The 25,029-nt window shown below is 64.7% G+C and carries 24 protein-coding genes and 1 pseudogene; 4 read left to right on the forward strand and 21 right to left on the reverse strand.

Going from position 1 to position 25,029, the window contains the following annotated elements; translation table 11 throughout:
• Nucleotides 1-45: 45 nt before the first annotated feature.
• From EJ071_RS28015 to EJ071_RS28050, 8 genes and pseudogenes are all read right to left on the reverse strand, one after another.
• The gene (locus EJ071_RS28015; RefSeq protein WP_126100751.1) at nt 46-552 is read right to left on the reverse strand and encodes a hypothetical protein; all 507 of its coding nucleotides are present in this window, start codon (nt 550-552) and stop codon (nt 46-48) included.
• A 12-nt stretch (nt 553-564) separates the two neighbouring features.
• Nucleotides 565-1,107: a hypothetical protein gene (locus EJ071_RS28020; protein ID WP_126100752.1), complete on the reverse strand. Its 543-nt coding sequence runs from the start codon at nt 1,105-1,107 to the stop codon at nt 565-567.
• Between the two features lie 218 nt (nt 1,108-1,325).
• Nucleotides 1,326-1,688: a hypothetical protein gene (locus EJ071_RS28025; RefSeq protein ID WP_126100753.1), complete on the reverse strand. Its 363-nt coding sequence runs from the start codon at nt 1,686-1,688 to the stop codon at nt 1,326-1,328.
• 93 nt (nt 1,689-1,781) lie between these two features.
• Nucleotides 1,782-3,893: an EAL domain-containing protein gene (locus EJ071_RS28030; RefSeq protein WP_126100754.1), complete on the reverse strand. Its 2,112-nt coding sequence runs from the start codon at nt 3,891-3,893 to the stop codon at nt 1,782-1,784.
• Nucleotides 3,894-4,095: 202 nt separating this feature from the next.
• The gene (locus EJ071_RS28035) at nt 4,096-5,001 is read right to left on the reverse strand and encodes an ankyrin repeat domain-containing protein (protein ID WP_126100755.1); all 906 of its coding nucleotides are present in this window, start codon (nt 4,999-5,001) and stop codon (nt 4,096-4,098) included.
• 416 nt (nt 5,002-5,417) lie between these two features.
• Nucleotides 5,418-6,568, reverse strand: a pseudogene (locus tag EJ071_RS28040) (M20 aminoacylase family protein).
• A gap of 20 nt (nt 6,569-6,588) precedes the next feature.
• Entirely contained in the window at nt 6,589-7,824 is a 1,236-nt protein-coding gene (locus tag EJ071_RS28045) for a Zn-dependent hydrolase (protein ID WP_126100756.1), read from the reverse strand.
• Nucleotides 7,821-9,023, reverse strand: coding sequence for a diaminopropionate ammonia-lyase (locus tag EJ071_RS28050; RefSeq protein WP_126100757.1), 1,203 nt, complete (start codon nt 9,021-9,023; stop codon nt 7,821-7,823). The genes EJ071_RS28045 and EJ071_RS28050 overlap by 4 nt, the downstream gene beginning before the upstream one ends.
• Before the next feature lie 100 nt (nt 9,024-9,123).
• Between EJ071_RS28050 and EJ071_RS28055 the strand changes: the two genes are divergently transcribed.
• Nucleotides 9,124-9,582 (forward strand): Lrp/AsnC family transcriptional regulator, encoded by a 459-nt coding sequence (locus tag EJ071_RS28055; protein ID WP_126100758.1) that lies wholly within the window; start codon nt 9,124-9,126, stop codon nt 9,580-9,582.
• Between the two features lie 171 nt (nt 9,583-9,753).
• Here the strand turns inward: EJ071_RS28055 and EJ071_RS28060 are convergent, their stop codons facing one another.
• The 8 genes from EJ071_RS28060 to EJ071_RS28095 form a co-directional block, all read right to left on the reverse strand.
• Nucleotides 9,754-10,719 carry a branched-chain amino acid ABC transporter permease gene (locus EJ071_RS28060; RefSeq protein WP_126100759.1) on the reverse strand — a complete coding sequence of 322 codons (966 nt, stop codon included), beginning with the start codon at nt 10,717-10,719 and terminating at the stop codon, nt 9,754-9,756.
• 1 nt (nt 10,720) lies between these two features.
• On the reverse strand, nt 10,721-11,608 hold the full coding sequence (locus EJ071_RS28065; RefSeq protein ID WP_126100760.1) for a branched-chain amino acid ABC transporter permease: 888 nt from the start codon (nt 11,606-11,608) through the stop codon (nt 10,721-10,723).
• Nucleotides 11,609-11,615: 7 nt separating this feature from the next.
• A complete protein-coding gene (locus tag EJ071_RS28070; RefSeq protein ID WP_126100761.1) occupies nt 11,616-12,320 on the reverse strand; it encodes an ABC transporter ATP-binding protein in 705 nt (234 codons plus the stop codon).
• A complete protein-coding gene (locus EJ071_RS28075) occupies nt 12,313-13,065 on the reverse strand; it encodes an ABC transporter ATP-binding protein (protein WP_126102747.1) in 753 nt (250 codons plus the stop codon). Before EJ071_RS28075 ends, EJ071_RS28070 begins: the two co-directional genes overlap by 8 nt.
• A 44-nt stretch (nt 13,066-13,109) precedes the next feature.
• Nucleotides 13,110-14,318, reverse strand: coding sequence for an ABC transporter substrate-binding protein (locus EJ071_RS28080; RefSeq protein WP_126100762.1), 1,209 nt, complete (start codon nt 14,316-14,318; stop codon nt 13,110-13,112).
• A 291-nt stretch (nt 14,319-14,609) separates the two neighbouring features.
• Nucleotides 14,610-15,026 (reverse strand): XRE family transcriptional regulator, encoded by a 417-nt coding sequence (locus tag EJ071_RS28085; RefSeq protein WP_126100763.1) that lies wholly within the window; start codon nt 15,024-15,026, stop codon nt 14,610-14,612.
• A 111-nt stretch (nt 15,027-15,137) separates the two neighbouring features.
• Nucleotides 15,138-15,839 (reverse strand): SDR family NAD(P)-dependent oxidoreductase, encoded by a 702-nt coding sequence (locus EJ071_RS28090; RefSeq protein ID WP_126100764.1) that lies wholly within the window; start codon nt 15,837-15,839, stop codon nt 15,138-15,140.
• A 329-nt stretch (nt 15,840-16,168) separates the two neighbouring features.
• Nucleotides 16,169-17,542, reverse strand: a complete 1,374-nt coding sequence (locus EJ071_RS28095) for an adenylate/guanylate cyclase domain-containing protein (RefSeq protein WP_126100765.1) — start codon at nt 17,540-17,542, stop codon at nt 16,169-16,171.
• Nucleotides 17,543-18,150: 608 nt separating this feature from the next.
• On the opposite strand from EJ071_RS28095, the gene EJ071_RS28100 reads away from it, so the two are divergent.
• On the forward strand, nt 18,151-18,459 hold the full coding sequence (locus EJ071_RS28100) for a hypothetical protein (RefSeq protein WP_126100766.1): 309 nt from the start codon (nt 18,151-18,153) through the stop codon (nt 18,457-18,459).
• A 104-nt stretch (nt 18,460-18,563) separates the two neighbouring features.
• Here EJ071_RS28100 and EJ071_RS28105 read toward each other — a convergent pair whose 3' ends face one another.
• Nucleotides 18,564-19,160 (reverse strand): YdeI/OmpD-associated family protein, encoded by a 597-nt coding sequence (locus EJ071_RS28105; RefSeq protein ID WP_126102748.1) that lies wholly within the window; start codon nt 19,158-19,160, stop codon nt 18,564-18,566.
• Between the two features lie 296 nt (nt 19,161-19,456).
• Here EJ071_RS28105 and EJ071_RS28110 point away from each other — a divergent pair, with 296 nt between their 5' ends.
• Nucleotides 19,457-20,185: an SDR family oxidoreductase gene (locus tag EJ071_RS28110; protein ID WP_126100767.1), complete on the forward strand. Its 729-nt coding sequence runs from the start codon at nt 19,457-19,459 to the stop codon at nt 20,183-20,185.
• Here the strand turns inward: EJ071_RS28110 and EJ071_RS28115 are convergent.
• Both EJ071_RS28115 and EJ071_RS28120 read right to left on the reverse strand, forming a co-directional pair.
• The gene (locus tag EJ071_RS28115) at nt 20,136-21,077 is read right to left on the reverse strand and encodes a LysR family transcriptional regulator (RefSeq protein ID WP_126100768.1); all 942 of its coding nucleotides are present in this window, start codon (nt 21,075-21,077) and stop codon (nt 20,136-20,138) included. The genes EJ071_RS28110 and EJ071_RS28115 overlap by 50 nt on opposite strands.
• Before the next feature lie 9 nt (nt 21,078-21,086).
• Nucleotides 21,087-21,989 carry a S1C family serine protease gene (locus EJ071_RS28120; RefSeq protein WP_126100769.1) on the reverse strand — a complete coding sequence of 301 codons (903 nt, stop codon included), beginning with the start codon at nt 21,987-21,989 and terminating at the stop codon, nt 21,087-21,089.
• Nucleotides 21,990-22,378: 389 nt separating this feature from the next.
• Here EJ071_RS28120 and yghU point away from each other — a divergent pair, with 389 nt between their 5' ends.
• The gene (yghU, locus tag EJ071_RS28125; protein WP_126100770.1) at nt 22,379-23,248 is read left to right on the forward strand and encodes a glutathione-dependent disulfide-bond oxidoreductase; all 870 of its coding nucleotides are present in this window, start codon (nt 22,379-22,381) and stop codon (nt 23,246-23,248) included.
• A 160-nt stretch (nt 23,249-23,408) separates the two neighbouring features.
• Here the strand turns inward: yghU and EJ071_RS28130 are convergent, their stop codons facing one another.
• Together EJ071_RS28130 and EJ071_RS28135 are read right to left on the reverse strand one after the other, a co-directional pair.
• On the reverse strand, nt 23,409-23,954 hold the full coding sequence (locus EJ071_RS28130; protein WP_126100771.1) for a YbhB/YbcL family Raf kinase inhibitor-like protein: 546 nt from the start codon (nt 23,952-23,954) through the stop codon (nt 23,409-23,411).
• A 250-nt stretch (nt 23,955-24,204) separates the two neighbouring features.
• Nucleotides 24,205-24,993: a hypothetical protein gene (locus EJ071_RS28135; protein WP_126100772.1), complete on the reverse strand. Its 789-nt coding sequence runs from the start codon at nt 24,991-24,993 to the stop codon at nt 24,205-24,207.
• Nucleotides 24,994-25,029: the final 36 nt, after the last annotated feature.

The raw sequence follows: 25,029 nt of genomic DNA on the forward strand, positions 1-25,029 counted from the left end.
CTGCTGTTCTTCCCTCTTGTGGGCCCACAAGGGAGAGATTGGCTCTCATCGGCCGTAAAGCCCGATCTCGTCCGGCCGGATCGAGGCGGCATTCCCCTCATCCTTGCCATCATCGCCCACCTGCTTCTCCAGCGCGGCGTCGAGCCGGTCGCCGTCGCTGCCTTGCGGATCGATGATCGCATTGGCCAGCGTATCGAGCGAAATGCCGAGTTGGTCCAGGCCAAGCTGCCTTTCGATCCCGGCGATCGCCGAGGGAGATTGCCGTTTCAACGCCTCGACCGCGTTCTTGACCGCCGAACCGTAGGAAAACACGGATTCATAGTCGGCCTGGTCGATGCCAAACTCCTTGCCCGCGCGCTCCATCAACCGGACTTTCGTTGCCGTGACGTTGAGGTTGCTCACGCTGAACATGGATTGAGAGTTCCCGGCCTGCACCGGGGGCGAGCCGGCGCCGGACCCGGCGGGGCTGTCCGCGGCCGATCTGGCCGTCGCCGGCGGTTGCTGCTGCAGCATCAGCAAAGCGGTGTTGTTCAGCACGGCAGGTGAAGACATCGCCGGTCTCGCTCAGCCGCCGTAAAGACCGATCTCGTCCGGCTGCGTCGGGGTATGCGTAGCGGCCTTCCCCTCGCCCTTGCCGCGGTCGCCGGCTTTCTTCTCCAGCGCGGCATCCAGCCTGTCGCCATCACTGCCATTTGGATCGACGATCGCGTTGACCAGCGTATCGAGCGAAATGCCGAGCTCATCCAGTCCCAGCTTCTTCTCGATCTCGGCAATGCTGGAGGGAGATTTCTGCTTCAGGTCGTCGAGCGCGGTCTTGATGGCCGAGCCGTAGGAGAACAGGGAATCGTAATCGTCCTGATCGATGCCGAATTCCTTGCCGACGCGCTCGAACAGCCGAGCCTTCATTTGCGTGGCGTCGAGATTGTTCACGCTGAACATGGACTCGGTGATCCTGGCCTGCGCCTGCGTCAGCGGCGAGCCCGCGCCGGCATGGGCGCGATTGATGCTCGCGACAAGACTGTCTCCAACCGATGCGGACACAGACGTCGAGCGCTGCGGCTGCAGGATCAGGAGGGCGGCGTTGTTCAGCGCGGACAGTGGAGACATTGCTGGCCTCAACGGAACCCGTCCACCATCGGATGGGCGCCGGATAGTCGAGCCAAGACATCATGTCTCGAACGGAACGAAATCGGTTCGGCAAGGTGATAGCCGCTTATATCTTAAGAATTCCCTAGTACGGCAGCGCGGCCGCTATGCGCTCGACCGACGGGCCGGTGGGCGGCGCCCAGCCCGCCGAAGGGAGATCGCTGTTCAGGCGCCGCCGATCAGTCGTCGCCACCGTCGTGGCTGCCGCCGTCTCCGCCGTCCCCGCCATCATGGCTGCCGCTGTCGCCACCGTCATGGCCTGCGCTGTCCCCGCCGTCGTGATCGTGATCGCCGCCCTCGTCATCGCCCTGGTCGCCCTGATGCGAGCCGGAATCGGCACCCTCGCCTTTATGGCCGCTCTCGTCATTGCCGGCGACATCGTGATCGCCGTCATTGCCGGCGGTGGCGTCCTGGTCGTCGTTGTCGTCCGGCAAGGCCGCCGTCACCTGACCACCATGATCCGAACCCGCGAAGGATTGCCCGGTTGCGAGGATGCCGAGCAGGCCGATCGCCGTTGCCGCCAGCAAGGGGAGTTTCTTCATGGTCGCCCCGATCCTATTGTCGATGGAGCACCATTGCCCTGCCGGATTACGGCGCCCTTAAATCAGCGGATTAAATTTTAGCAACTGCTTATTTTATACGCTCAGCCGGAACTGCGGCCTTTCAAACAGCACCGGCTGGCCGGCCGCCCTTGCCACGATCGCCTGCAGCGGCTCCGGCCGGTGCAGGAAATAACCCTGGCCATAGGCGACGCCCATGCCGATGAGTATCTCCAGCGCGCTCTTTTCCTCGATCTTCTCGGCGACGACCGCGCAGCCCATCGAGCGGGCGATGCCGGTGATCGCCGAGACGATCTCGCGGTCGAAGCGGCTGTCGGCGATGTGCTCGACGAAGGAGCCGTCGATCTTGATGGCGTCGATGGGGAAGCGCCTGAGATATTCGAAGGAGCTCATGCCGGCGCCGAAATCGTCGAGGCTGACGCGGCAATGGCGCAGCCTGGCCTTGCGCACGAATTCTTCCGCCGCGTCGAAATTGGTGACGGCGGCGGTCTCGGTGATCTCGAAGCCGATGGCCGACGGCGGCGCGCCGCTTTCGGCCATGGCCGTATCGACGAAATCCCAGAGCTGTGGATCGGAGAGCGTCTGTGCCGACAGGTTGAAGCCGAGCGAGATGGCGCCGGAAAGCATCGCCTGGCCATGGCGCGACAGCGCCGTGCGGATGATCCAGCGGTCGAGCCGGGCGGCAAGGCCGAAGCGTTCGGCCACCGGTATGAACTCACCTGGCGGGATCAGCTTGCCGTCGCGGCCTTCGAGCCTCGCCAGCACCTCGACATGGCGGCTCTCTTCCCAGGGCCTGCCCAGGCGATGGATCTCCTGGCCGAACAGCTTCAGCTTGCCATCCTCCATCGCGTCGACCAGCTTGGCGGCGAGCCGCGCGGCATTGAGGCCGCCGACCCCGGAAGCCGTTTCGGCCGCGAACACCGCGAAGCGGTCGCGTCCGCCGGCCTTGGCAGCGTAGCAGGCATCGTCGGCGCAGGCCAACGCGTCGGCCACCGTCATCTTGGGATCGCGCACGAAGGCGATGCCGATGCTGGCCGCCAACCTGCGGGAGGTCACGGCGGGACCAAGATCGGCGTCGCGCACGGCGGCGAGCACGGCGCGCGCGAGCCGTTCGGCGCAAGCGTCGTTGCAGTTGGGCACCAGCAGCGCGAACTCGTCGCCGCCGAGGCGCGCCGCATGCGCCGAGGACGGCAGGCTGGCGCGAATGCCCGCGGCGACGCTCCTTAGCGCGACATCGCCCGCGGCATGGCCGGCATAGTCGTTCAGCGCCTTGAAGTAGTCGAGGTCGACATAGAACACGGCGAGCGGCAGCCGCGCGGCCGCGCCGATATTTTCGGCCAGCAGCCGGTCGAAGGCGGAACGATTCAACAGTCCGGTCAGGGCATCGTGGTGTGCGGCGTGGGCGAGCTCCTCGGCGCGCTTCTTCTCGTCGGTGATGTCGCGCACGGTACCGAGGATCTGGCCGGCCGAACCGGCGGCGATGAAGCGCACCAGCGACTCGACGTGGCGGACCACGCCGTCACGCCGGATGATGCGATATTGGGTGGCCGTGACGCTCTGCGAGCCCGGTGACGGCAGGTGCGCCCTCTCTGTGGCCTCCTTGTCGTCCGGGTGGAGATAGGTGTGCCAGAGATCGGCCGTCACCTCATCGGTGTTGCTCACTAGGCCGAAGATTTCTCGGGTGCGCGCATCCCAAAAGCTTTTATTGGTAGCTATGTCGTAGTGCCAGATGCCGGTGCCGCTGGCGGCGAGCGCGAGCCGGAAGCGGACATTGACCTCATCCAGCGCGGTCTCGGCCTCTTTCTGCCTGGTAATGTCGGTCTGCACGCCCATCAGGCGCAGCGGCCTGCCCTCGGCGTCGCGCTCGACGATGCCGCCGCGGTCGAGCACCCAGACCCAGTGGCCGTCCTTGTGTTTCAGGCGCAGCTCCGTCTCGATGGATGGGGTCAGGCCGGCGATGTGGCGGTCGCCGCTTTGCTGCGCCCTTTCGCGGTCGTCGGGATGGGTGAGCTTCAGCCAGAGATCGGAGGTGTTGGCGAGCTCGCCCTCGGCGTAGCCAAGCATCCTCGACCAGGTCGGCGAATAATAGCAATCGCCGGTCGCGAGGTTCCAGTCCCAAAGGCCGAGCTGGGCGCGATCGAGCGCCAGCGCCCAGAACTTGCCGTTGCGTTTATTGCCGTCCGCCATGCCCTGTTTTTCTTTCGCCCCGTCGTGCAATTCTGCACGAAAGCTGAGAAGAAAGGGTTACTAGGGTGAAGCTGCCAATCTCCCCCTTGTGCGGGAGATGTCCGGCAGGACAGAGGGGGGCGCGAAGGGATCGCAACGCAAGTCAGCGTGCGTCGGCGCTTCGAGCTAATTTGCGTATCACAGTATCCGCCAACAGGAGCAATCAATTGTCGGGAAGCGGCACCGGTGTCTCGCTCAACGTCCGTAGGTAAGCGATCAGGTCTGCTCGCTGGTTCTCGTCCTTCAGACCCGGGAAAGACATATCTGTTCCAGGCAAAGTCATGGCGGGGTTCGAGATGAAAAAATTGAGCTCCTCAAAGGTCCAATTGCCACCAGCGTCCTTTAGGGCTGACGAATACTGGACATCGTTTTGTGAACCCTTCTGGCGCCCCATGATGCCCCACAGACTGACCTTTTTGGGAACCCTGACCCCCGGCGAAAGATGACAGGCCCCGCAGGTCCTGTCGTAAATTTCCTTGCCCGATTGGGCGTTTGCCGATGCAAGGCGTGCCGAAATCGGCGCAATGGCCGGTCGTCCGGCACCATGACCGTGCAAGTAGGCCGCGACGTCGTTGTGACCACTGAGCTTGGCCAGATGTATGGGCGGACTTCCATTCGACGTCAGCGCGTTGACGTCCGCTCCGGCGTCGACAAGGTGGATGACGCACTGAAGGCAGCCATTTTCGGCAGCCACGTGCAGCGGCGTCTGCGCTTTCGCCACCTGATTTGGATTGGCTCCACTATCGAGCAGCAGCTTGACGATTTCAGCGTGCCCCCCCTTGTTGGCTGCGTAGAGTGGCGTTCTTTGCCAGCTGACGGGCAGGTTGACGTCCGCCCCATGCTTGATCAGAAGTCCTGCCAGCTCGACATTTCCGCCTTCGCAGGCGATGTAGAGCGCCGTAACTCCGTCAATTTCGTTAACAGCGGCGCCTTTGTCCAAGGCGGAAGCCACGGCCGCGACGTCGCCCTTCTTGACCAGATCACCCAAGCTGCTGGCCTGGGCGGGCAGGGCAAGAAGCCAAAAGGCCCAGGTAGCCCGTCTCGCCCACGCGCATCCCCGCTCGATCATCCTATCCTCCCTGAGGCAGCCCGCAGCCTCGTCCCGGACACTCGACAAGATTGTTTCAATTTAACCCAAAGCGGCAATTTAGTATATGCTAATGCAACGGCGCCGGGCCGCGACTAACCTTGCCTTGATCCCTTTCGTGCCAATCAGGCTATGGCCGAGGTTGAGGAGTCTCCGCCCTCGTGTGGCATTGGTCGCCAGCCCGGTTTGGCCATGACTGCAGAACAACTGAATGGCCGGCGGGCCAGAGATCCTGCCTAGCATCCCGAGTATCGGGTGAGATCGCGCGCTGAGGCCTTAGAGCAGTTCACCGTTTCACGGAAACGCCGAACTGCTCTAACTATTTGTTTCTAAGCAATTCCGGACGGAAAACCGTTACACACTTTTCCTGGAATTGCTCTAGCCAATCGCGGCAGCCTTCAACCCAAAGGCAGCCGCCGCCTCACGATCGCCGCATGGAAGCGCGCGCCGTGGAGCAGGCCTTCGTCGTTGAAGTCATAGGACGGGTTGTGCAGCGGCGCGGAGTTGCCGTTGCCCATGAAGACGAAGCAGCCGGGCACCTCGTTCAGGAAGCGGGCGAAATCCTCCGAAGCCGTCATCGGCTCCGCCGCGACGCCAACGGCGTCGTCGGCCAGCAGGTCTCGGGCCGCCGCAAGCGCCTCGTCGACAAGCGCCGCGTCGTTGATCAAGGGCACGAACTCGCGCGTGTAAGTGACTTCGGCTGCTACGTTATAGGCCTGCGCCGTGCCCTCGGCGATGCGGCGCATTTCCTTCTCGATCGCCGCGCTCACCTCGGGCCGGAAGCTGCGGCAGTCGCCGAGGATGCGGGCGAGCCCGGGCAGCGCGTTGCGGGTGCCGTCGGTGATGAGCTCGGTGACCGACACGACGCCGATATCGGCCGGGCTCAAGCGCCGCGAGACGATGGTCTGCAGGTTGAGGACCAGCGCGCAGGCGGCAACCAACGTCTCCCGCCCGGCATGCGGCCGCGCCGCGTGGCCGCCAAGGCCTTTCACCACGATCTCGAAATTGTCCTCGGCCGACATGACCGGACCGCTCCGGGTCTCGAATGGCCGATGGGAAGGCCCGGCATGTTGTGCAGCCCGAAGATTTCCTCGAAGGGGAAGCGCTCGATGAGGCCGTCTTCCAGCATCGCCAGCGCGCCCCTGCCCCATTCCTCGGCCGGCTGGAAGATGAAGCGCACGGTGCCGTCGAAACCGCCTTCATCGGCAAGCAGCTTGGCCGCGCCGAGCAGCATCGCGGTGTGGCCGTCATGGCCGCAGGCATGCATGGTGCCAGGCGTTTGCGAGCGGTAGGCAGCCGTCCCCTGCTCGGCGATGCGCAGCGCATCCATGTCGGCGCGCAACGCGATCGCGCGGTTGCCGCTGCCCCTGGTCAGCGTGCCGACGACGCCGGTGCCGCCGATGCCATCCGCCACCTCTACCCCGAAGGCGCGCAGTTTTTCCGCCACGAAAGCGGCGGTGCGCTTTTCCTCGAAGCCGAATTCGGGATGGGCGTGGAGATCATGCCGCCACGCCGTCATCTCGCGATGAAGCTCTTCGAGGTCGGTCATCTGCATTCCCCCTCTTCCAATCAGTCGGCCGCCAGCCTGGCGGCGACACCGAGCAGAATGTTGGCGCCGGCGGCGACGTGGCCGGCGGCAGTGAACTCGGCCGGGTTGTGGCTGATGCCGCCGCGGCTCGGCACGAAGATCATCGCGGACGGCGCGACGCGCGCAATCATCTGCGCATCATGCCCGGCGCCCGAGGTCATGCGGCGGCAGGAGAAGCCGTTGGCCAAGGCGCAATCCTCGATCAGCGAAACGATGCGGGGATCGAAGGTCACCGGCGCGAAGCGCGCCAGGCGCTCGGTGCGGATCGAGACGTTCGCGCTGGTGGCGAGCCCGCCGAGGAAAGCGGCGAGCGCCGCCTCCTCTTCTCCCAAGCGCGCCTCGTCGGAATCGCGCAGGTCGACGGTGAAGGTCGCCCGCGATGGGATGACATTGATGGCGTTCGGCTCGAAGGCGATCGTGCCGACGGTCGCGACCGTCGGTGTCGGCGAGGCGGCGGCGCGGTCCGCGAGGAAGACGATGGCGCGGGCGGCGGCGACGCCGGCATCGCTGCGCATCGCCATCGGCGTGGTGCCGGCATGGTTGGCGACGCCGTCGATCACGATGCGCTGCCACGAAATGCCCTGCAGGTTTTCGACCGCGCCGAGGGCGATACCCTCGCGTTCGAGCACCGGCCCCTGCTCGACATGCAGTTCGACATAGGCATGCGGATCGAGGAAGCCCGGCTCGTGAGGACCGGCATAGCCGATGCGCTCCAGCTCCTTGCCCAGCACCGAGCCGTCGGTGCCGACGGTGGCGAGCGCTTCCTCGACGTCCAAGCCGCCGGCATAGACCAGCGAGCCCATCATGTCGGGCGCATAGCGCACCCCTTCCTCATTGGTGAAGGCGGCGACCACGATCGGCCGGGCCGGAGCGAAGCCGGCCTCCTTCAGGCTCTCGATCGCCTCGAGACCGGCAAGCACGCCATAGCAGCCGTCATAGATGCCGGCATCGATCACCGTGTCGATATGCGAGCCGAGCATGACCGGCGCCTGGCCGGCATTGGTATCGTCCTGCCAGATGCCGAAGATGTTGCCGATGCGGTCGACGGCGACGTCGAGCCCTGCTTCCTGCAGCCAGGCGACGAGACGGTCGCGGCCGAGCCTGTCCATGTCCGAAGCCGCGACGCGGACCAGGCGGCCTTGTTCATCGCGGCCGAGGCGGCCGAGCTCCTCGATGTGGCCGATGAGGCGGTCGGCGTTGATCGTCAGATTGCTCATGCCGGCTGCCGTGCCCGCGCGACGTCTTCAGGCGCCATCCCGACCAGTTCGGCATAGCGGCCTGAGTCGGTGGCGCCCTCGGAGTTGATGATGAGCACGCGGGAGCTGGAGCCGAGGCCAAGGGCTCCCCGCATCTCCTTGTCTCCGGCGGCGCGGATCAATCCGGCAAGCCCTGCGCCGCCGCTCTCGCCGGAGACGATCGCCGGATCGTTGCCGGCAGGGCGCGCCAGCCGGTTCATCACCGCGACCGCGTCCTGCTCGTCCACCGTCATGAAGGCATCGCCGAGGCGCGACAGCACGCGCCAGGCGACCAGCGACGGCTCATGGCATTCGAGCATCGCCATGACGGTCGGTTGCTCATGCGGGATTTTTACCGGACGCCCGGCCTCGGCGGTGGCGTAGATGCACGCCGCCCGCGCGGGCTCGACCACAATGACCTTCGGCCGCTCTCCGCCGAACAGGATCGCCAGATGGCCGGCAATCGCCGCGGCAAAGCCGCCTACGCCGGCCTGCAGGAAGACATGGGTGGGCCGCTCGGGCATGCGCTTCAACGCCTCGCGCACGATCACCGTATAGCCCTGCATGACCAGGCCGGGGATGCGCTCATAGCCCGGCCAGGACGTGTCGGAGACCACCGTCCAGCCGCGCTCGGCGGCGATGCGGGCGGCCTCGCGCACCGAATGATCGTAGCCACCCTCGACGCGCACCATCTCGGCGCCGAAGCGAGCGATGGCGGCTACGCGCTCGGCGCTGACCCCCGTATGAACGAAGACCACCGAGCGTGCGCCGACGAGGCCGGCGCCCTGCGCTACCGAGCGGCCGTGATTGCCGTCGGTGGCGCAGCAGAAGGTCATTTGCGCCGCGATCGCGCGCACGCTTGCGTCGCCGATCTCGCCGACATCGACGGCGCGGCCGAGCCGCTTGCCGGCCTCTTCCAGCACCAGCCGCATGACGGCATAGGCGCCGCCCAGCGCCTTGAAGCTGCCGAGGCCAAGGCGCTTGCCCTCGTCCTTGACGTGCAGCGAGCCGATGCCGAGCTCGCCCGCCAGCGCCGGCAGGGCATGCTGGGGCGTCTCGACATGATTGTCGCGCACTTTGAGATAGCGCTCGGCCTGGTCGGCGCCGGCTATACCGAGGGCGGCGGAATCGGCCGCCACCAGCGGTTGGTTATGTTCGGGACGTTGGTTGAGCAGCATCATGGCTCTTTTCTCCGAAGCGCTGAACTCTATTGCGGAGCGATCGAGAATTGCGCTCTGTTTCGGCCATCTGATTGCAAGTTTGTTTCATTTGGATGCCGCCATGCCAAAATCTCCTGACCTCGACGCCTTCGACCGCGCAATCCTTGCCATCCTGCAGAAGGACAACACCACGCCGCAGCGCGCGATCGGCGAAGCGGTGAACCTGTCGGCGCCGGCCGTGCAGCGGCGCATCAGGCGCATGGAGGAGCGTGGCGTCATCCGCGCCAATGTGGCGCTGGTCGATCCGGCCAAGGTCGGCCACCCGATCACCATCTTCGTCGAGGTGGAGGTCGAGAGCGAACGGGCCGAACTGATCGACGCCGCCAAGCGCGGCTTCGCCGCGGTGCCGGAAGTGCAGCAGTGCTACTACGTGACCGGCGAGGCCGATTTCATCCTCGTCGTCACCGTGGCGACGATGGCCGACTACGAGGCGCTGACCAGGCGACTGTTCTTCGAGAACAACAACGTCAAAAGGTTCCGCACCTTCGTCGCGATGGGGATGGAGGTGCCGGTGGGGTGAGCTGCTGATCTCCCCCCTTGAGGGGGAGATGTCGCCGAAGGCGACAGAGGGGGTCGTCTCACGTAGAGCTCGACGTCGTCGCACGTCGAGCAAGGGCGTCGGCGCTCTACGCGAGGCGACCCCCTCTGGCCCGCCGGCCATTTCCCCCTCAAGGGGGGAGAGTCCCGGCGCTCAACCTCCCCGCCCCAGCCACCTTGCATAAACCTCCCCCACAATGCCGCGCCGGAAGATCAGCACGCAGACCATGAAGATCAGCCCTGTTGCGATCGTCACCGGGAAGCCGGACGTCGCAAGCGTGTTTTCCAGGCCGACGACAAGGCCGGCGCCGGCCACCGGGCCGACCATGGTGCCGATGCCGCCGAGGAGCGTCATCAGGATGACCTCGCCCGACATCTGCCAGGTGACGTCGGTGAGCGTGGCGAACTGGAAGACGATCGCCTTCAGCGCGCCGGCGAGGCCGGCAAGGGCTGCCGACATGACGAAGGCGGCGAGCTTGTAGCGGCCGACCGAGTAGCCGAGCGAAATGGCGCGGTTCTCGTTCTCTCTTATTGAGCGCAGGATCATGCCGAAGGGCGAGTTGACGATGCGCCAGATGGCGAAGACGCCGATCAGGAAGATTGCGAGCACGAAGAAGTACATGTTCATCGGCACGTTGAGGTCGAGGACGCCGAAGAGATGGCCGCGCTCGACGCCCTGGATGCCGTCCTCGCCTTCGGTGAAGGGCGCCTGCACGCAGAAGAAATAGAACATCTGCGCCATCGCGAGCGTGATCATCGCAAAATAGATGCCCTGCCGGCGGATGGCGAGGAAGCCGACGACAAGGCCCATTGCCGCCGCGCCCGCGGTGCCGAGCAGGATGCCGGCCTCCGGCGGCCAGCCCCAGGCCTTCACCGCATAGGCACAGAAATAGGCGGCGCCGCCGAAGAACGCGGCGTGGCCGAAGGAAAGCAGGCCGGTGTAGCCGAGGAGTAGGTTGAAGGCGCAGGCGAAGAGTGCGAAGCACAGCATCTTCATCACGAAGATCGGGTAGATGAGGAAGGGCGCGGCGACGAGCGCCACGATCCCCAGCGCCACAAGCGCCCGTTCCAGCCGGACGGAGGCAGCGGCGCGCTCTGCGTGAAGGGTCGCCTCGCTCATCTCAGGCGTCCCTTCCGAACAGGCCGGCGGGCCTGAGCAGCAGCACGATCGCCATGATGACGAAGACGACGAGGTTCGAGGCTTCCGGATAAAAAACCTTGGTCAGGCCCTCGGCGAGGCCGAGCATGTAGCCGGTGACGATGGCGCCGAGGATCGAGCCCATGCCGCCGACCACGACGACGGCGAAGACGACGATGATCAGGTCCGAGCCCATTAGCGGGCTGACCTGATAGACGGGTGCAGCAAGGATGCCGGCCAGCCCCGCAAGGGCGGCGCCCAGGCCGTAGGTAAGCGTGAGCAGCAGCGGCACGTTGACCCCGAAGGCCTGGACGAGCTCGGGGTTTTCGGTCGCGGCGCGCAGGTAGGAGCCGAGCCTGGTCTTTTCGATCAAGAGCCAGGTGCCGATGCAGACGATGAGCGAGGCCACCACCACCCAGCCGCGATAGTTGGGCAGGAACATGAAGCCGAGATTGGTGCCGCCGGCGAGCAGCGCCGGCACGGCGTATGGGTTGCCGGAAACGCCGTAGTAGAAGCGGAACACGCCTTCGATGACCAAGGCGAGCCCGAAGGTGAAGAGCAGGCCGTAAAGCGGGTCGAGGCGGTAGAGCCGCGACAGCGCGAGGCGTTCGACCACGATGCCAAACAGGCCGACGGCCAAAGGCACGATGACCAGCGCCGGCCAGTAGCCGATGCCGAGATGGACAAGCAGCAGATAGCCGATGAAGGCGCCGAGCATATAAAGGGCGCCGTGGGCGAAATTGATGATGCGCAGCAGGCCGAAGATGACCGCAAGGCCGAGGCTGAGCATGGCGTAGAAGGAGCCGTTGATCAGGCCGACCAGGAGCTGCCCGAGCAAGGCCTGGATGGGAATGCCGAAGATCATGGTCATGGCGTGATCATACCCCCAGCACCTCGTGCAGTTTCTCGGTGTGCGCGGAAAGCTGCCCGACCGGGAAGCCTTCCACCACCTTGCCGTGGTCCATCAGGTAAAAACGGTCGGCAATGCGGGCGGCGAAGCGGAAATTCTGCTCGACCAGAAGGATCGTCATGCCGCGCTTCTTCAGCGTCGCCAGCAACTCGCCGATGCGCTGGACGATGACGGGCGCCAGCCCTTCCGTCGGCTCGTCGAGCAAAAGCATCTCGACGCCAGTGCGAAGAATGCGCGCGATCGCCAGCATCTGCTGCTCGCCGCCTGACAGTTTTGTGCCCTGGCTGTTGCGGCGCTCCTTGAGGTTCGGAAAAAGCTCGAAGATCTCCTCCACGCTCATGCCGCCCTTGGCCACCACCGGCGGCAGGATCAGGTTCTCGTCGACGGTGAGCGTGGCGAAGATGCCGCGCTCCTCCGGCACGAAGCCGATGCCCTGATGGGCGACGCGGTGCAGCGGCAGGCGGATCAGGTCCTTGCCGTTGAAGGTGACGGAGCCGGTGCGCTTGCGGATCAGCCCCATGATGGCGCGCAGCGTGGTGGTCTTGCCGACGCCGTTGCGGCCGAGCAGGGTCACAGTCTCGCCGCGTGAGACTTCGAGGTTGACGCCATGCAGCGCATGGCCTTCGCCATACCAGGCGTGGAGATCGCGCACGGCCAGCAGCGGCTCACTCATGCTCGGTTCCCATGTAAGCGACGCGCACGCGCTCGTCCTGGCTGACGGAGGCGTAGTCGCCGGCGGCGAGCACCTGGCCGCGCTGCATGACGGTAATCCAGTCGCAGAGATCGGCGACAACGGTGAGGTTGTGCTCGACCATCAGCACGGCGCGGTCTCTTGCCAGCGAGCGGATGATGCCCGAGATCATGCCGACATCCTCATGCCCCATGCCGGCCATCGGCTCGTCGAGCAGAAGCACCTTGGGGTCCAGCGCCAGCGTGGTGGCGATCTCCAGCACGCGCTTGCGGCCATAGGAGAGATCGCCGGCCAAACGATGCGCGGCATCGTCGAGACCGACGATGGCGAGCAGCTCGCGCGCCCTTGGCGTCAGCTGGTCCAGCGCCGAGACCGGGCGCCAGAACTGGTAGCCCAACCCGCCCGGGCGCTGCAGCGCGACGCGCACATTGTCGAGGACGCTCAGATGCGGGAAGATCGCCGAGATCTGGAAGGAGCGGACCAGCCCCATGCGCGCCACACGCGCCGGCGGCGTGCGGGTGATGTCGATGCCGAGCAATTCGATCGTGCCGCTGGTTGGCTGCAGGAATTTCGTCAACAGGTTGAAGATGGTGGTCTTGCCGGCGCCGTTCGGGCCGATGAGCGCGTGAATCTTTGCGTGATGGACGTCGAGATCGACATCCTTCACCGCGACGAACCCGGCGAAGTCGCGGCGCAGGCCGCGAGCGGAAAGCACGACCCGCGGCATCTGTTCCGTGCCGTCCGAGCGGACGGCGGTGGCGGTCTCGAGCGTCACTTGGTGACGAGCGGGCAGCCGCTGTCCTCAGCCTTCATGAAGGCCTTGTCGCCGGGAATGGTCGCCAGATAGGTGTAGTAGTCCCAGTCCTTCTTCGACTCTTCCGGCTTCTTGACCTGGTAGAGATACATGTCGTGCACCATCGAGCCATCGGCCTGCACCTTGCCGTTGACAGTGAACACATCGTTGACCGGCATCTCGTGCAGCTGCTTGGCAACCGCCTCTGTCTCGTCGGTGCCGGCCTTGTCGATGGCCTTGAGATACTGCGTCACCGCCGAGTAGGTGCCGGCCTGGATCATGTTCGGCATTCGGTTGGTGCGCTTGAAGAATTTTTGCGCGAAATCGCGGCTGACGTCGTCGCGATCCCAGTAATAGCCTTCGGTCAGCACCACGCCCTGCGCCGCCTGCAGGCCCAGCCCATGCACTTCGGCGAGCGTGAACAGAAGGGCGGCCAGCCGCTGGCCGCCGGCGACGATGCCGAACTCGGCCGCCTGCTTGATCGAGTTGGAGGTGTCGAGGCCGGCATTGGCCAGGCCGATGATCTTGGCGCCGGAGGACTGCGCCTGCAGCAGGAAGGACGAATAGTCGGTGGAGCCCAGCGGATAGCGCACCTCGCCCAGCACCTTGCCGCCGCTTGCTTCAACGAGCTTGGCGGTCTGATCCTTCAGCGAATAGCCGAAGGCGTAGTCGACGGTGATGAAATACCAGCTGTCGCCGCCCTGCTCGACCAGCGCGCCGCCGGTGCCGACAGCCTGGGAGTGCGTGTCATAGGCCCAGTGGAAGCCATAGGGCGAGCACTGCTTGCCGGTGAGGTCGGTCGAGGCGGCGCCAGTGACGATGTCAATCTTCTTCTTTTCCTTGGAAAGCCCCTGGACGGCGAGCGCCACGGAAGACGTCGTAAGCTCCATGATCGCGTCGACCTGCTCGGTGTCATACCATTGGCGCGCGATGTTGGAGGCGATGTCCGGCTTGTTCTGGTGGTCGGCGCTGACGATCTCGATCGGCGCGCCCTGCACCTTGCCGCCGAAATCCTCGACCGCCATCTTGGCGGCCTCGACCGACCATTTGCCGCCGAAATCGGCATAGACGCCGGACTGGTCGTTCAAGATGCCGATCTTGACCTTGCCGTCGGAAATTTCGCCAGCCGCCGCCGGCATTGCGGATGCCGCAATGAGCGCGGCCGAGACGAGATAGGATGCTTTCACTGGTGGTTCCTCCCTTGTGGCCAACCACGTCAAACGCGGCGGGCCTCGCAATGGTTCAACAGTTCCGTCGGATTCTGGATTGACGCCTCGATCCCGCCTGCCACTCCTCTTCTTGCGGGACTGCTCGTTTTGCGGCTGGGCTGCCGCGTGCACTGGGTGCGCGAAAGCGAGCCTAGCATCACATTTCACGGGCCGAGAATGCTATTTTCGTAGCATGGCGGATGGACGGGATGACCAGTTGCCGGAGACGATCAAGAGGCGGTCATGTGGTGATGAAACGCCCTGGGAAGGTTAAGCGCGAGCGGCGGCTTCCTTATCCTTTTTGTTGCCCTGGTCGGCCAAGTGGTAAGGAACGAGCAGGACCTCTGCGGGGATATGCCACTCACGATTGAGCTTGAAAGCCATGTCCATCGTCAGCGCTCGCTTGCGGGCTAGAATCTCAGATGCGCGCGACGCTGACCCGAGCAGCTTTACCAGCGCGTGCCTGCTGAGACTGGCCATCTCCATATGAGCAGTGATCGCGTCCACCGGGTCGGTTTCCGCGATAGGGTAGTGTTTTGCCTCGTATGCTTCGATGAGTTCAGCAAGAACATCGAAACGATCAGCGTCAGGCGTGCCGGGAACGGGCTCCTTGTCAAAATAGCGAGTGATCTCCGCAATCGCCCAATCGTAATCGGCTTCGGTCCTAATGGGTCGGATGTTGTCCATCACCCTTTCTCCGCGTCTATCTTATCGTACTCGACGTGGGTGCCGACGAGTTTCGCCCGTCATCAAACCGAGCGATAGTAGTCCAACCTCATCAAAATCAAGACAATGCGCTCACCAGGGCAGCCGCTTGCCGTCGCGAAAAAAGCCGCCGGTCGGGCCGTCGTCCGGCAGGGTCGCCGCCCAGACGATGCCGGCCGCGCCTTGCGCGACCGGACGACCGCCGGGGCCACCCATGTCGGTCGCGACCCAGCCGGGGCAGATCGAATTGACCAGCACGCCCGAGCCGAGCAGCTCGGCCGCAAGGATGCGGGTCAGCGCGTTGAGCGTCGCCTTGCTGGTCGAATAGGCCGGCGCGCCGGCGCCCATCGAGGCGAGCGAGCCGCCTTCGGACGAGACGTTGACCAGCCGGCCATGACCTGAGGCGCTAAGCAGCGGCGCGAAGGCGACCGCGACGCGCCAGGCGCCGAAGACGTTGGTCTCGAAGGCCTCGCGGATCGTTGTCCAGTCGGGCCGCAGCGCCCGCGCCGACGGGTCGTAGTGGATAGCGGCGTTGCTGACCAGAACATCGAGCCGGCCGAAGCGGCGTTGCACCTCTTCCGCGGCGCCGGCAGCCGCCTCGGGCGCGGCAACGTCCAGCGCGATGGCCACGACGGTGCCGCCAAGCTTCCTTGCCGCCGCCTCGCCCTTGGCGAGGTCGCGCACGCCGATGAGCACGGTGAAGCCGAGTCCGGCGAGCTGCCGAGCCGTCTCCAGGCCGATGCCGCGATTGCCGCCGGTGATCAGCGCCACCTTGCCGGAATGATTTTTGGTCATTGTTCCTGCTCCTTCAATTCCTCTTGTCGACAGCAAAAATGGCATCGATCGCGCCGACCGATTAGAGGCCCAGAATTGGCGCTCATTGCGCGATGCGGCTCATGAATGGGCGCGACCTCGAGCAAACCGGATTCGCCGTCGCGAGAGGACGTAAGCGCATCCGGGAGCGCTGCCCCTCCTCTCCTGCGCTAGCGGTCAAAATCTGACGCTTGGTACCGGAGTCATAAGCCCGCTCAGCGCGGGAATGGTCCTGACGCGTTTGGAGGACCCAATGCTGGTCGGACCGACAGCAGATTAGCGGGAGTTTTTGGACGATCCGGCCGGCACGTTCAATCGAAACCGACCCAGATGTAGCCGTCCTCCTCGCGGCACGGAATGAGATGCAGCGGAGCCCGGTTCTTTGAGATATCGCCGAGCATCTCCATGCCCGCCGAAGTTCCGTCCGCATTGAGCGCCTCGCACCACTTTACGATTTCGCCTGTATCCAGATCGAATCCGCTGTGATGCCAGCGACACACCAGCGTGCCGTCCTGGTCGAAAGTACTGGCCTGTCCGGCGTGGCCGTTGGCCCTCGAGGTACTCTCGAAGAATGGCAACTTCAAATGCGGGCAGGCATTGTTAAAGGCATAGACGCGCCCGCCCCTGCGCAAAATCACGACATAGAGCGCTTGGAACTCGATGACTTTGTGGTCGCCATCCTTGAGTTCGCTCGTCGCGACGGTCCGCTGCCACGTCTTGCCGCCCAGCTGTATAGTCTCCCGCGCGCCTTTTTCGTTCAGCCGGCGCTCGGCTTCAACCTTCAGCTTCTTTATCTCATACAGCGAAATTCGGTCGGAGGTACCGCGCAAACGCACCCGAATGAAATCGGATACTTCAACCTCATCCTTTACCCGTTCATAAAGCGTTTCGGTAATCAGGAGGCGGGTTCCGGCCTCCTTGTTGGCTGCTTCGACGCGGCTCGCAACATTGACCGCATCGCCGATAGCCGTCAGGCGCTCGTTGCCGGGTGATCCGACCGAGCCGATCACCGCTTCGCCCAGATGCAAACCGACGCGAATATCGAAGTCGATGCCGTACATCGAGGCAAAAAAGGGTTTTAGCCGATCGACCGTGGCAAGGGTCTGTAGGGCCGCATTGACGGCGCGCACCGGTGCATCATCCTGGCCCTTCACGCCAAATATCGCCATAAGCCCGTCGCCGACGAACTTGTCGATGTAGCCGTCGTTGAGCTCGATGACTTCGGCGACCTGAGTGAAATAGCGATTGAGCAGATACATGACGTCGTAAGGCGTCAACGTTTCGGAGAAGTGGGTGAACCCGGCCACGTCGCTGAAGAAAATGACGACCGACCTCAGCTCGCCCGCACTGGTGGACCTGTGCGGCAGCAACTGACTGGTCATTCGCAGGTCGGTCTCGTCGAGCACGAGCCTGCGGAAGGTGATGTCGGAGGCAGGTCTGAGCTGGCATGCCAGGCGTACGTTGTTGCCAAGCCCCAACCGCTCCACGAGCGTGCGCTCCAACGCCGTGCGCTCCGGGCAGCCGTCCGCACCGTCGAGAATCCAGATCCGGCAGGTCGAGCACTTGGCCTTGCCGCCGCAAGCGCAGGCGATCGGGACATCCGCCCGGCGAGCGGCTTCAAGGACAGATTCCCCGAGCGCCGATTTGATCGATATGTCGTCGGGCAGCGATAGCAACGTGGGCATCGGAACTGATCTTCCAGTGCGAGTGGCGCCAGACGCCGGTAGTTAATAACGGTCTATCAGCCGGACACCGTTTTAGCCTCGTTCGGGCGACATTAGCCCAGCAATCGCTTGGATGCCATCGTCGAGTCCGATAGTCCGCTGAGGTCGGTCGCCTGGGGGATGGTCGAAAGCCGCGCTCCGCATCGGGTATGAAGCGTCAGATTTCGACCACTAGGCAGCCCCCGTTCCGCGCAGGGCTGTCCGGGGAAAGTTTTTCGGTTGCGAACAGGGCCATGGAGGACTCGCATCGATTGCATTTTTCGAGCTTTGGACCCCAATCGGTGCTCCTTCTTCCGCACCTGCTGCGGCTGGCCGGCAAAAACAATGGACATCGCGCCCATCGAAGGTTGCGAAAGCGCGAGCAAAGACTCGTCTGCGTTGTGCAAAGATTTTCCCCGGACAGCCCTGCGTTCCGCGGGGCGAGGAAATGCCGGACACATTCCGGAAACAAGATTCAACAATCGGGAAAAACTGGCGAAAAGACCGGCTGTCATAAGCGGGACCGGAGCAGCCGAAAGATTGCGGCGCGCGACAAAAGACATCGATCTTTAAACCAAGGAATGCCGATTGTGAAAAAGACCCTTCTCTCCGTTCTCGGCCTGGCCGTCGCGCTCGCTTTCGCGGTGCCGGCGCTTGGCACCACCGCGGCCAATGCCGCTGCGACAACCGCGGCAACCACCACGACGACGACCACGACCGCTGCTCCGGCTGCGGCCACCGAGACGGCCAAACCGGCCGCCAAGGTCGCGCATCACAAGAAGCATCGCCGCCCTCATGTGCGCAAGCATCACGTGGCCAAGCACCACAAGCATCACGTCAAGAAGCACCACACCAAGAAGCGCGTGCACAAGAAGCCCGCCAAGAAGCAGGCCGCATAAGGTTAGCCTCCCGACCTTCATGACCGGATGATCTCGAACCGCTTCAACAGGGTTCGGGATCATCGCTTCCCTGAAACGCCGTCCCGCTCGGGGCGGCGTTTTTGCTACTTCTTCTGCGGGTGGATCGTCTCGCCACGCTTCAGCATCTCGACGAAGCTCTCGATCTTCTTCTTGCGGCCGGCTTCCGTCTTCATGTTGTGGGTGCGGAAGGCGAGCGCGAAGCGGTTCTGGGCTGAGAGATTTGCCAGCATCGCCTTCGCTTTCGGCTCGGCATCGATCGCCGCCTGCAGGTCGGGCGGGATCGTCATCTCCTTCGAACCGCCATAGGCGCGGTCCCAGCGGCCGTCGGCCTTCGCCGCCTCGACCTGCCTGAGGCCATGCTTGGTCATGCGGCCCTCCTCGATCAGGCGCGCGACATTGTCGATGTTGATCCTGCTCCAGATGCTCTTCCTGCCGCGCGGCGTGTAGCGCTGCAGGAAACTCTTCTCGTCGAGCGACTTGCGCACCGCGTCGATCCAGCCGAAGCAGAGCACCACATCGATCGCTTCCTTCGGCGCGATCGATGCCAGGGCGGAGCCGGCCTTGTGGATCTTGATCCAAACCTCGTCTTCGCTGGCGTGGTTGTCCGCCAGCCAGGCGTAGAAGCTTTCGGCATCGGGGAATTCGTGGACCTTGTCCGGATCGACCTTGATCGGGGCCATCATCATTTCCCTTTGCGCGGCGCCAAAAGCTGCTGATCTCCCCCCTTGTGGGGGAGATGGCCGGCAGGCCAGAGGGGCGCTGTCCCGCCAACCTGTCGAGGCGTTCGTCTATAACCGATCGAGATCAAACTGAAAGGCCACGTTCCTTCGCGCCCCCCTCTGCCCTGCCGGGCATCTCCCCCACGAGGGGGGAGATCGGCTGAATCACCATCGGACTCTCCGATGACACTATCGGTTTCTTCCGTTTCCGCTCCACACTCCGGCCTGCCACATCATCGTCCATGCAAAGGAAAGGCATGGACATGGACCAGACAAGAATCCTGATCGTCGGCGGCAGTTCCGGGATGGGGTTGGCGCTCGCCAGGCGCTGCCTCGAGGAAGGCGCCGGCGTCACCATCGCCGGGCGCGGCGAAGCGAAGCTGAACGCGGCGCGGGAGGAACTCGGCCATCCGGCCGCGCTCGAAACGGCGGTGGTCGACATCAGCCGCGAGGATGAGGTCGCGGCGCTGTTCGCGCGCATCGGCGGGCTCGACCATATCGTCAGCACAGCCGCTGCGATCGAAGGCGCCTACCGGCTGCTGCCCGAGATCGAGCTGGAGGCAGCGCAAAGGGTGGTGGAGAGCAAGTTCTACGGGCCGCTGCTTTTGGCCAAGCATGGCACACCAAAGCTTTCGGCCAACGGCTCGCTCACCTTCGTTTCCGGCATCGCCGCCTACCGGCCGGCAGCGCGCGGCTCGGTGGTCGCCGCCGTCAACGCCGCGCTCGAAGGGCTGGTGCGGGCTCTGGCCATCGAGCTGGCGCCGATCCGCGTCAACGCCGTCTCGCCCGGCTGGGTCGACACGCCGATCTGGCAGTTCGTCGCCGGCGACGCGAAGAATGAGACGCTCGCCGCGATGGCCGAACGGCTGCCTGTGGGGCGGGTCGGGCGGCCGGAAGACATTGCCGACGCAATCCGCTTCCTGATCGGCAACGGCTTTACGACGGGAACGACACTGCATGTCGAGGGCGGGCATCGGCTGGTGTGACGGATGAAAAGCCCTCGCCCGCAGCAGCAAGCAGTGCCTTCAGCGGCGGCGGCTGGACGCGCCGGCGCCGCCAGATCATGACCAGGTCCGCTGACCGGACCGGACCCGGCCATGTGATCTCGGCGACCTCGCCGCGGTCGAGTGCCGCCGCGACCGCCAGGCGCGGCACGATGCCGAAGCCGGCGCCGGCCGCCACCAGGCCGGCAATGGCGTCGATGCTGCCGGCTTCCGCTGCCAGCTTCGGCCCGCCGAGACCAGCCTCTGCAAAAGCCTTGTCGACCATGGCGCGGTAAACGCATCCGGTCTCGGTGGCGACGAAGCGTTTTTCGGCAAGCTCCGCCAGATCGAGCTGCGTCCGGTTCTCGCCGGGCGGCGCGATCAGCACCAGCGGCTCGGCCCCGACGACGCGCCTGGCGAAGCGTTCATCCGCCGCACTCGCGCCGGATCGGTCGAAGCAGAAGGCGACGTCGATCTCGCCGTCGCCAAGCCTGCGCAGCAATTCGCCGCTGCCGGCGGTCTTCAACTTGATGTCGATGTCAGGGTGGGCGGCCTGGAAATCGGCGAGCCAGCCGGGAAGTTTTGCGGAAGCAATCGTCTCAAGAGCGCCGATCGCAAGCCGGCCGGCCGCCTCACCCTTAGCGACATCGATTGCCGCCCGCGCGTCGTCGGCGAGCGCCAGCAATTGCTCGGCATAGGGTTTCAGCGCCTCGCCGGCCGGCGTCAGCTCCAGCCCCTGCCGCGAGCGCGTGAAGAGACTGGCGCCAAGCTCTGCCTCCAGCGCCTGGATCTGGTCGCTGACGCTCGACTGCGCGAGATGCACTTCGGCCGCCGCGCGCGTGACGTTGCGCGTGCGCGCGACCGCGAGAAATGTCTTCAGCAGCCTTGGATTCATCGGGCGGCGTTACTGCAGCTGCGGCTTCTTGAGGAAGGAGTTGCGGTCGGCGGACTTTACCCTGAGCCAGGTCTCGCGGCCGTCGCGCACCACGCGCAGCGGGATCTCCGCGCCGGCCGGATTCTGCCAGAGCTTGCGGTAGAAGTCGGCGAGACCGTCGACCTCGCCGTCGCGCACGTCGGAGATGATGTCACCCTGGCGGAGGCCCGCCTTGGCGGCCGGACCGCCCTCGGCGACGCTCATCACCACCACCATGCCGTTCGACTCGGCCGAAAAGGCGCCGAGCCATGGGCGCGCGGGCTTGGCCACCTGGCCGCGCTTCACAAGGTCTTCGAGGATCGGCGTCAGAAGGTCGATCGGCACGATCATGTTGATGTCGGCGACCTCGCCGGCGCGGCTCATCTGCAGGCGCAGCGAGCCGACGCCGAGCAGCTTGCCGTCGCCGTCGAACAGTGCGGCACCACCCCAGGACGGGTGCGCCGGCGCGGTGAAGATCGCCTCGTCGATGAGATATTCCCAATAGCCGGCGAATTCCTGCTTGGTGACGATGTGGGCGTCGACCTGCTGGCCGATGCCGTCGGCGAGCGTCACGGCGTCGCCGATATTGGCCTTCCTGGCATTGCCGAACTTGACCGCCGGCAGGCCGAGCGGAGACAGCGCCTGCACCAGGCCGAAGCCGGTCTCCTGGTCGTAGGCCAGCGCATGCGCGGCTACCACGCGGCCGTTCTGGTCGGTCAGCCACACCTCCTCGGCCTCGGTGATGAGGTAGCCGATGGTGAGCACCAGCCCGTTGTCGCGGATCACCACGCCGCTGCCCTCGCGGCGCGTGCCCAGCGCATTGGCGGTAAATGCGTCGTCCGGAACCGTGGCGCGCACGGCCACGACGGAGCGCGAGACTTTTTCGATTGTCATCGGTCGATCCTGAATTGCGGGTCTTTTTCTATACGTATGGCCAAAGGGGCGCGGTGCAAGGGTTGACGTCTTTCCCTTCTCCCCTTGTGGGCCCCTTGTGGGAGAAGGTGGATCGGCGCGCAGCGCCGAGACGGATGAGGGGTGTTCCAGCTTGGCGGCACTTTCGTCACCGAGCGCTCATCGTGCCAAATCACCAGTGCCTCACTCCGTCCAACACCCCTCATCCGTCGCCTTCGGCGACACCTTCTCCCACAAGGGGAGAAGGCGGGGCGCTGCTGGCCCAAACATTAGTTCAACGAAATTTGAACTTTTTTCTTTGACGCCCGCGCAACCGCACCTAAATCTTACCCCAACCAACCCGAATCCGCCCCAGGAACAAGGCCACCCCGATGAACCAATACTCCCCGCCGAAAGTCTGGACCTGGAATAAGCCGAATGGCGGCGCCTTCGCCTCGATCAACCGCCCGATCGCCGGGCCGACGCATGAGAAGGAACTGCCTGTCGGCAAGCATCCGCTGCAGCTCTATTCGCTGGCCACGCCCAACGGCCAAAAGGTGACGATCATGCTGGAGGAGCTTTTGGCGCGCGGCCACAAGGGCGCCGAATACGACGCCTGGCTGATCCGCATCAATGACGGCGATCAGTTCGGCTCAGGCTTCATCGAGGTCAATCCGAACTCCAAGATCCCGGCGCTGATGGACCGCAGCGAGCCGAAGCCGGTGCGCGTGTTCGAATCCGGCTCGATCCTGACCTATCTCGCCGAAAAATTCGGCGCGTTCCTGCCGACGGAGCGTGCGGCGCGGGCGGAAACCTTCTCGTGGCTGTTCTGGCAGATGGGCTCGGCGCCCTATCTCGGCGGCGGCTTCGGCCATTTCTACGCCTATGCGCCGGAGAAGATCGAATACGCCATCGACCGCTTCGCCATGGAGACCAAGCGGCAGATGGACGTGCTCGACCGCAGGCTGGCGCAAAGCGAATACCTTGCCGGCCCGGACTACACCATCGCCGACATGGCGGTGTGGCCCTGGTATGGCGGGCTCGCCAAGGGCCGCAGCTACAACGATGCCGCTCAGTTCCTCGCCGTGCATGAATACGAGCACGTGCAGCGCTGGGCAGACGCGATCGACGCCCGGCCGGCGGTCAAGCGCGGCCGTATGGTCAACCGCCTCTCTGGCGATCCCGCCTACCAGCTGCACGAGCGCCACGACGCCAGCGACTTCGAGACGAAGACGCAGGACAAGCTGCAAGCGGCGGAGTGAGCTGCTGATCTCCCCTCGAGGGGGAGATGTCGCCGAAGGCGACAGAGGGGTCGCCGCGCGTGAAGCACCACCTCCTCGTTGTGTTCGCCAAGTGTCGGCACTCTATGTGAGACGACCCCCTCTGGCCTGCCGGCCATCTCCGCCCCAAGGGGGAGATCACCTACCTCCCATAGGTATACGTCGCCGTCGCCTCGCCCAGCGCCTGGCTCTTGGCAGCCACCGACACCATCTCCGGCGACGGATTTTCCGGCGTGCGCAGCTTGGCCTCGCCCAGCGCGTAGAGCGTGAAGACATAGTGGTGCTTGCCGCTGCCGGGCGGCGGGCACGGACCGAAATAGCCAGCTCGGCCGACGCCGCCTGTGCCGGACACCGTGCCTTTGGGCAGACGCTTGCCGCTTTTAGAGCCGGCGCCTTCGGCGAGGCCCTTGGCGCTTGCCGGGATGTTCCAGGCCAGCCAATGCCAGAACCCCTTGCCGCCATTGGCATCGGGATCGAACATGGTGAGCGCGTAGCTCTTGGTGCCGGCCGGCGGATCTTTCCAGGCAAGCGCGATGGAGACGCTCTTGCCCCCGCAGCCGGCCTTGTCGCCGAGATATTTCGCGTCCCATTTGTCGTTGGAGACGGACGGGCTGGAGAGCTCGAAGGCGGATGCCTGGGTGGCGAAGGCAGCGAAGGCAAGTGCGATGAGTCCGAGGCGTGGGATCATGGCCGTCCTCCTGGGCTAAGATCTTTCAGTTTAGCCGAAAGGCCGCGCAGCACCCAGCAACTTTGCGTGACGACTTGCGTTTAATCTCCCCCCTTGAGGGGGAGATGGCCGCGAAGCGGCCAGAGGGGGTCGCCTCACGTAGATCGCCAGCCTCGTCTCTCGTCGCGAAAAAGGCGCCGGCGCTTCACGCGCGGCGACCCCCTCTGTCGCCTTCGGCGACATCTCCCCCTCAAGGGGGAGATTGGCGCCCCTACTCCGCCGCGTTGCATTCCTCCAGCGGCGGCGCCACCAGATCCGCGACAGCCGCAATCCACAGCCTGTCGATGCGGGCGAGCTTGGCCCCATCGATCTGGTCGAGATGGTTCCAGTACATGCCGTCCTCGTAGAAATAGCCGAACGCCCGCTCCATCGCCTCGGCCACCTCCACCGCCTCGAGGTCGATGCCGGCGCGCAATTCTGACTGCATTGCGGCAAGACGCGATGGCGTGAGCTCCCGCACCGCCTCGAAGCAGAGTTTTGGGAAAACCAGCCGGCTGCGCGGCAGGTCCGACAGGTTGACGCAGAGCGTGCCGCGCCTCAGCGCATGGATCAGCAGCCGCGCGGACTTCGCCTCGAGGCTTTGCAGCGTGACGTCGTCGCGCAGCGGATCGGCGCTGCCGGTGCCGTAAAAATGGGTGTCGCCGGCATGGTCGTAGACCATGTCGCAGCCGAGGAAGGCTAGCGCGTCGGGCCTCTGGTTGTGGATGCTCCAGTAGGCCGCCGTCAGCGACATGGTGGCGCCGGCATAGACGAAACCGCCAAAACTGTTCTGCGCCGGCACATAATGGGCCGCGCTGAAGATTTGCCGCATCGGGTCAGGCTGCGGCATTCGCTCGGGTGGAAAATCGCCGGCATGGACAAGGATGTCCCAATCGGGGCGCACGCGCCAGGCATTGTTGATGGCAACGATGCTGGCGAAGGCATCCTTCGGCCACGCGGAGCAGCGCATGACGTCAGGCGCACTGCCGAGCAGCAGCGTCACGCGGGGCGATGCATTCATGCAATCCTCTTTCGCAAATTGGCCCGACGCATTTGA

Source organism: Mesorhizobium sp. M1B.F.Ca.ET.045.04.1.1 (genome assembly GCF_003952465.1).
GTDB classification, from domain to species: domain Bacteria; phylum Pseudomonadota; class Alphaproteobacteria; order Rhizobiales; family Rhizobiaceae; genus Mesorhizobium; species Mesorhizobium shonense.

Excerpts from the sequence above, each read along its gene's own strand:
- EJ071_RS28065 (WP_126100760.1), bottom strand. The coding sequence starts at position 11,608 with ATGACCATGATCTTCGGCATTCCCATCCAGGCCTTGCTCGGGCAGCTC.
- EJ071_RS28115 (WP_126100768.1), bottom strand. The coding sequence starts at position 21,077 with ATGAATCCAAGGCTGCTGAAGACATTTCTCGCGGTCGCGCGCACGCGC.
- EJ071_RS28105 (WP_126102748.1), bottom strand. The coding sequence starts at position 19,160 with ATGGCCCCGATCAAGGTCGATCCGGACAAGGTCCACGAATTCCCCGAT.
- EJ071_RS28045 (WP_126100756.1), bottom strand. The coding sequence starts at position 7,824 with ATGAGCAATCTGACGATCAACGCCGACCGCCTCATCGGCCACATCGAG.
- EJ071_RS28075 (WP_126102747.1), bottom strand. The coding sequence starts at position 13,065 with ATGCCGCGGGTCGTGCTTTCCGCTCGCGGCCTGCGCCGCGACTTCGCC.
- EJ071_RS28085 (WP_126100763.1), bottom strand. The coding sequence starts at position 15,026 with ATGGACAACATCCGACCCATTAGGACCGAAGCCGATTACGATTGGGCG.
- EJ071_RS28030 (WP_126100754.1), bottom strand. The coding sequence starts at position 3,893 with ATGGCGGACGGCAATAAACGCAACGGCAAGTTCTGGGCGCTGGCGCTC.
- EJ071_RS28110 (WP_126100767.1), top strand. The coding sequence starts at position 19,457 with ATGGACATGGACCAGACAAGAATCCTGATCGTCGGCGGCAGTTCCGGG.
- EJ071_RS28070 (WP_126100761.1), bottom strand. The coding sequence starts at position 12,320 with ATGAGTGAGCCGCTGCTGGCCGTGCGCGATCTCCACGCCTGGTATGGC.
- yghU (WP_126100770.1), top strand. The coding sequence starts at position 22,379 with ATGAACCAATACTCCCCGCCGAAAGTCTGGACCTGGAATAAGCCGAAT.
- EJ071_RS28015 (WP_126100751.1), bottom strand. The coding sequence starts at position 552 with ATGTCTTCACCTGCCGTGCTGAACAACACCGCTTTGCTGATGCTGCAG.
- EJ071_RS28060 (WP_126100759.1), bottom strand. The coding sequence starts at position 10,719 with ATGAGCGAGGCGACCCTTCACGCAGAGCGCGCCGCTGCCTCCGTCCGG.
- EJ071_RS28120 (WP_126100769.1), bottom strand. The coding sequence starts at position 21,989 with ATGACAATCGAAAAAGTCTCGCGCTCCGTCGTGGCCGTGCGCGCCACG.
- EJ071_RS28035 (WP_126100755.1), bottom strand. The coding sequence starts at position 5,001 with ATGATCGAGCGGGGATGCGCGTGGGCGAGACGGGCTACCTGGGCCTTT.
- EJ071_RS28020 (WP_126100752.1), bottom strand. The coding sequence starts at position 1,107 with ATGTCTCCACTGTCCGCGCTGAACAACGCCGCCCTCCTGATCCTGCAG.
- EJ071_RS28050 (WP_126100757.1), bottom strand. The coding sequence starts at position 9,023 with ATGATGCTGCTCAACCAACGTCCCGAACATAACCAACCGCTGGTGGCG.
- EJ071_RS28095 (WP_126100765.1), bottom strand. The coding sequence starts at position 17,542 with ATGCCCACGTTGCTATCGCTGCCCGACGACATATCGATCAAATCGGCG.
- EJ071_RS28090 (WP_126100764.1), bottom strand. The coding sequence starts at position 15,839 with ATGACCAAAAATCATTCCGGCAAGGTGGCGCTGATCACCGGCGGCAAT.
- EJ071_RS28055 (WP_126100758.1), top strand. The coding sequence starts at position 9,124 with ATGCCAAAATCTCCTGACCTCGACGCCTTCGACCGCGCAATCCTTGCC.
- EJ071_RS28130 (WP_126100771.1), bottom strand. The coding sequence starts at position 23,954 with ATGATCCCACGCCTCGGACTCATCGCACTTGCCTTCGCTGCCTTCGCC.
- EJ071_RS28025 (WP_126100753.1), bottom strand. The coding sequence starts at position 1,688 with ATGAAGAAACTCCCCTTGCTGGCGGCAACGGCGATCGGCCTGCTCGGC.
- EJ071_RS28135 (WP_126100772.1), bottom strand. The coding sequence starts at position 24,993 with ATGAATGCATCGCCCCGCGTGACGCTGCTGCTCGGCAGTGCGCCTGAC.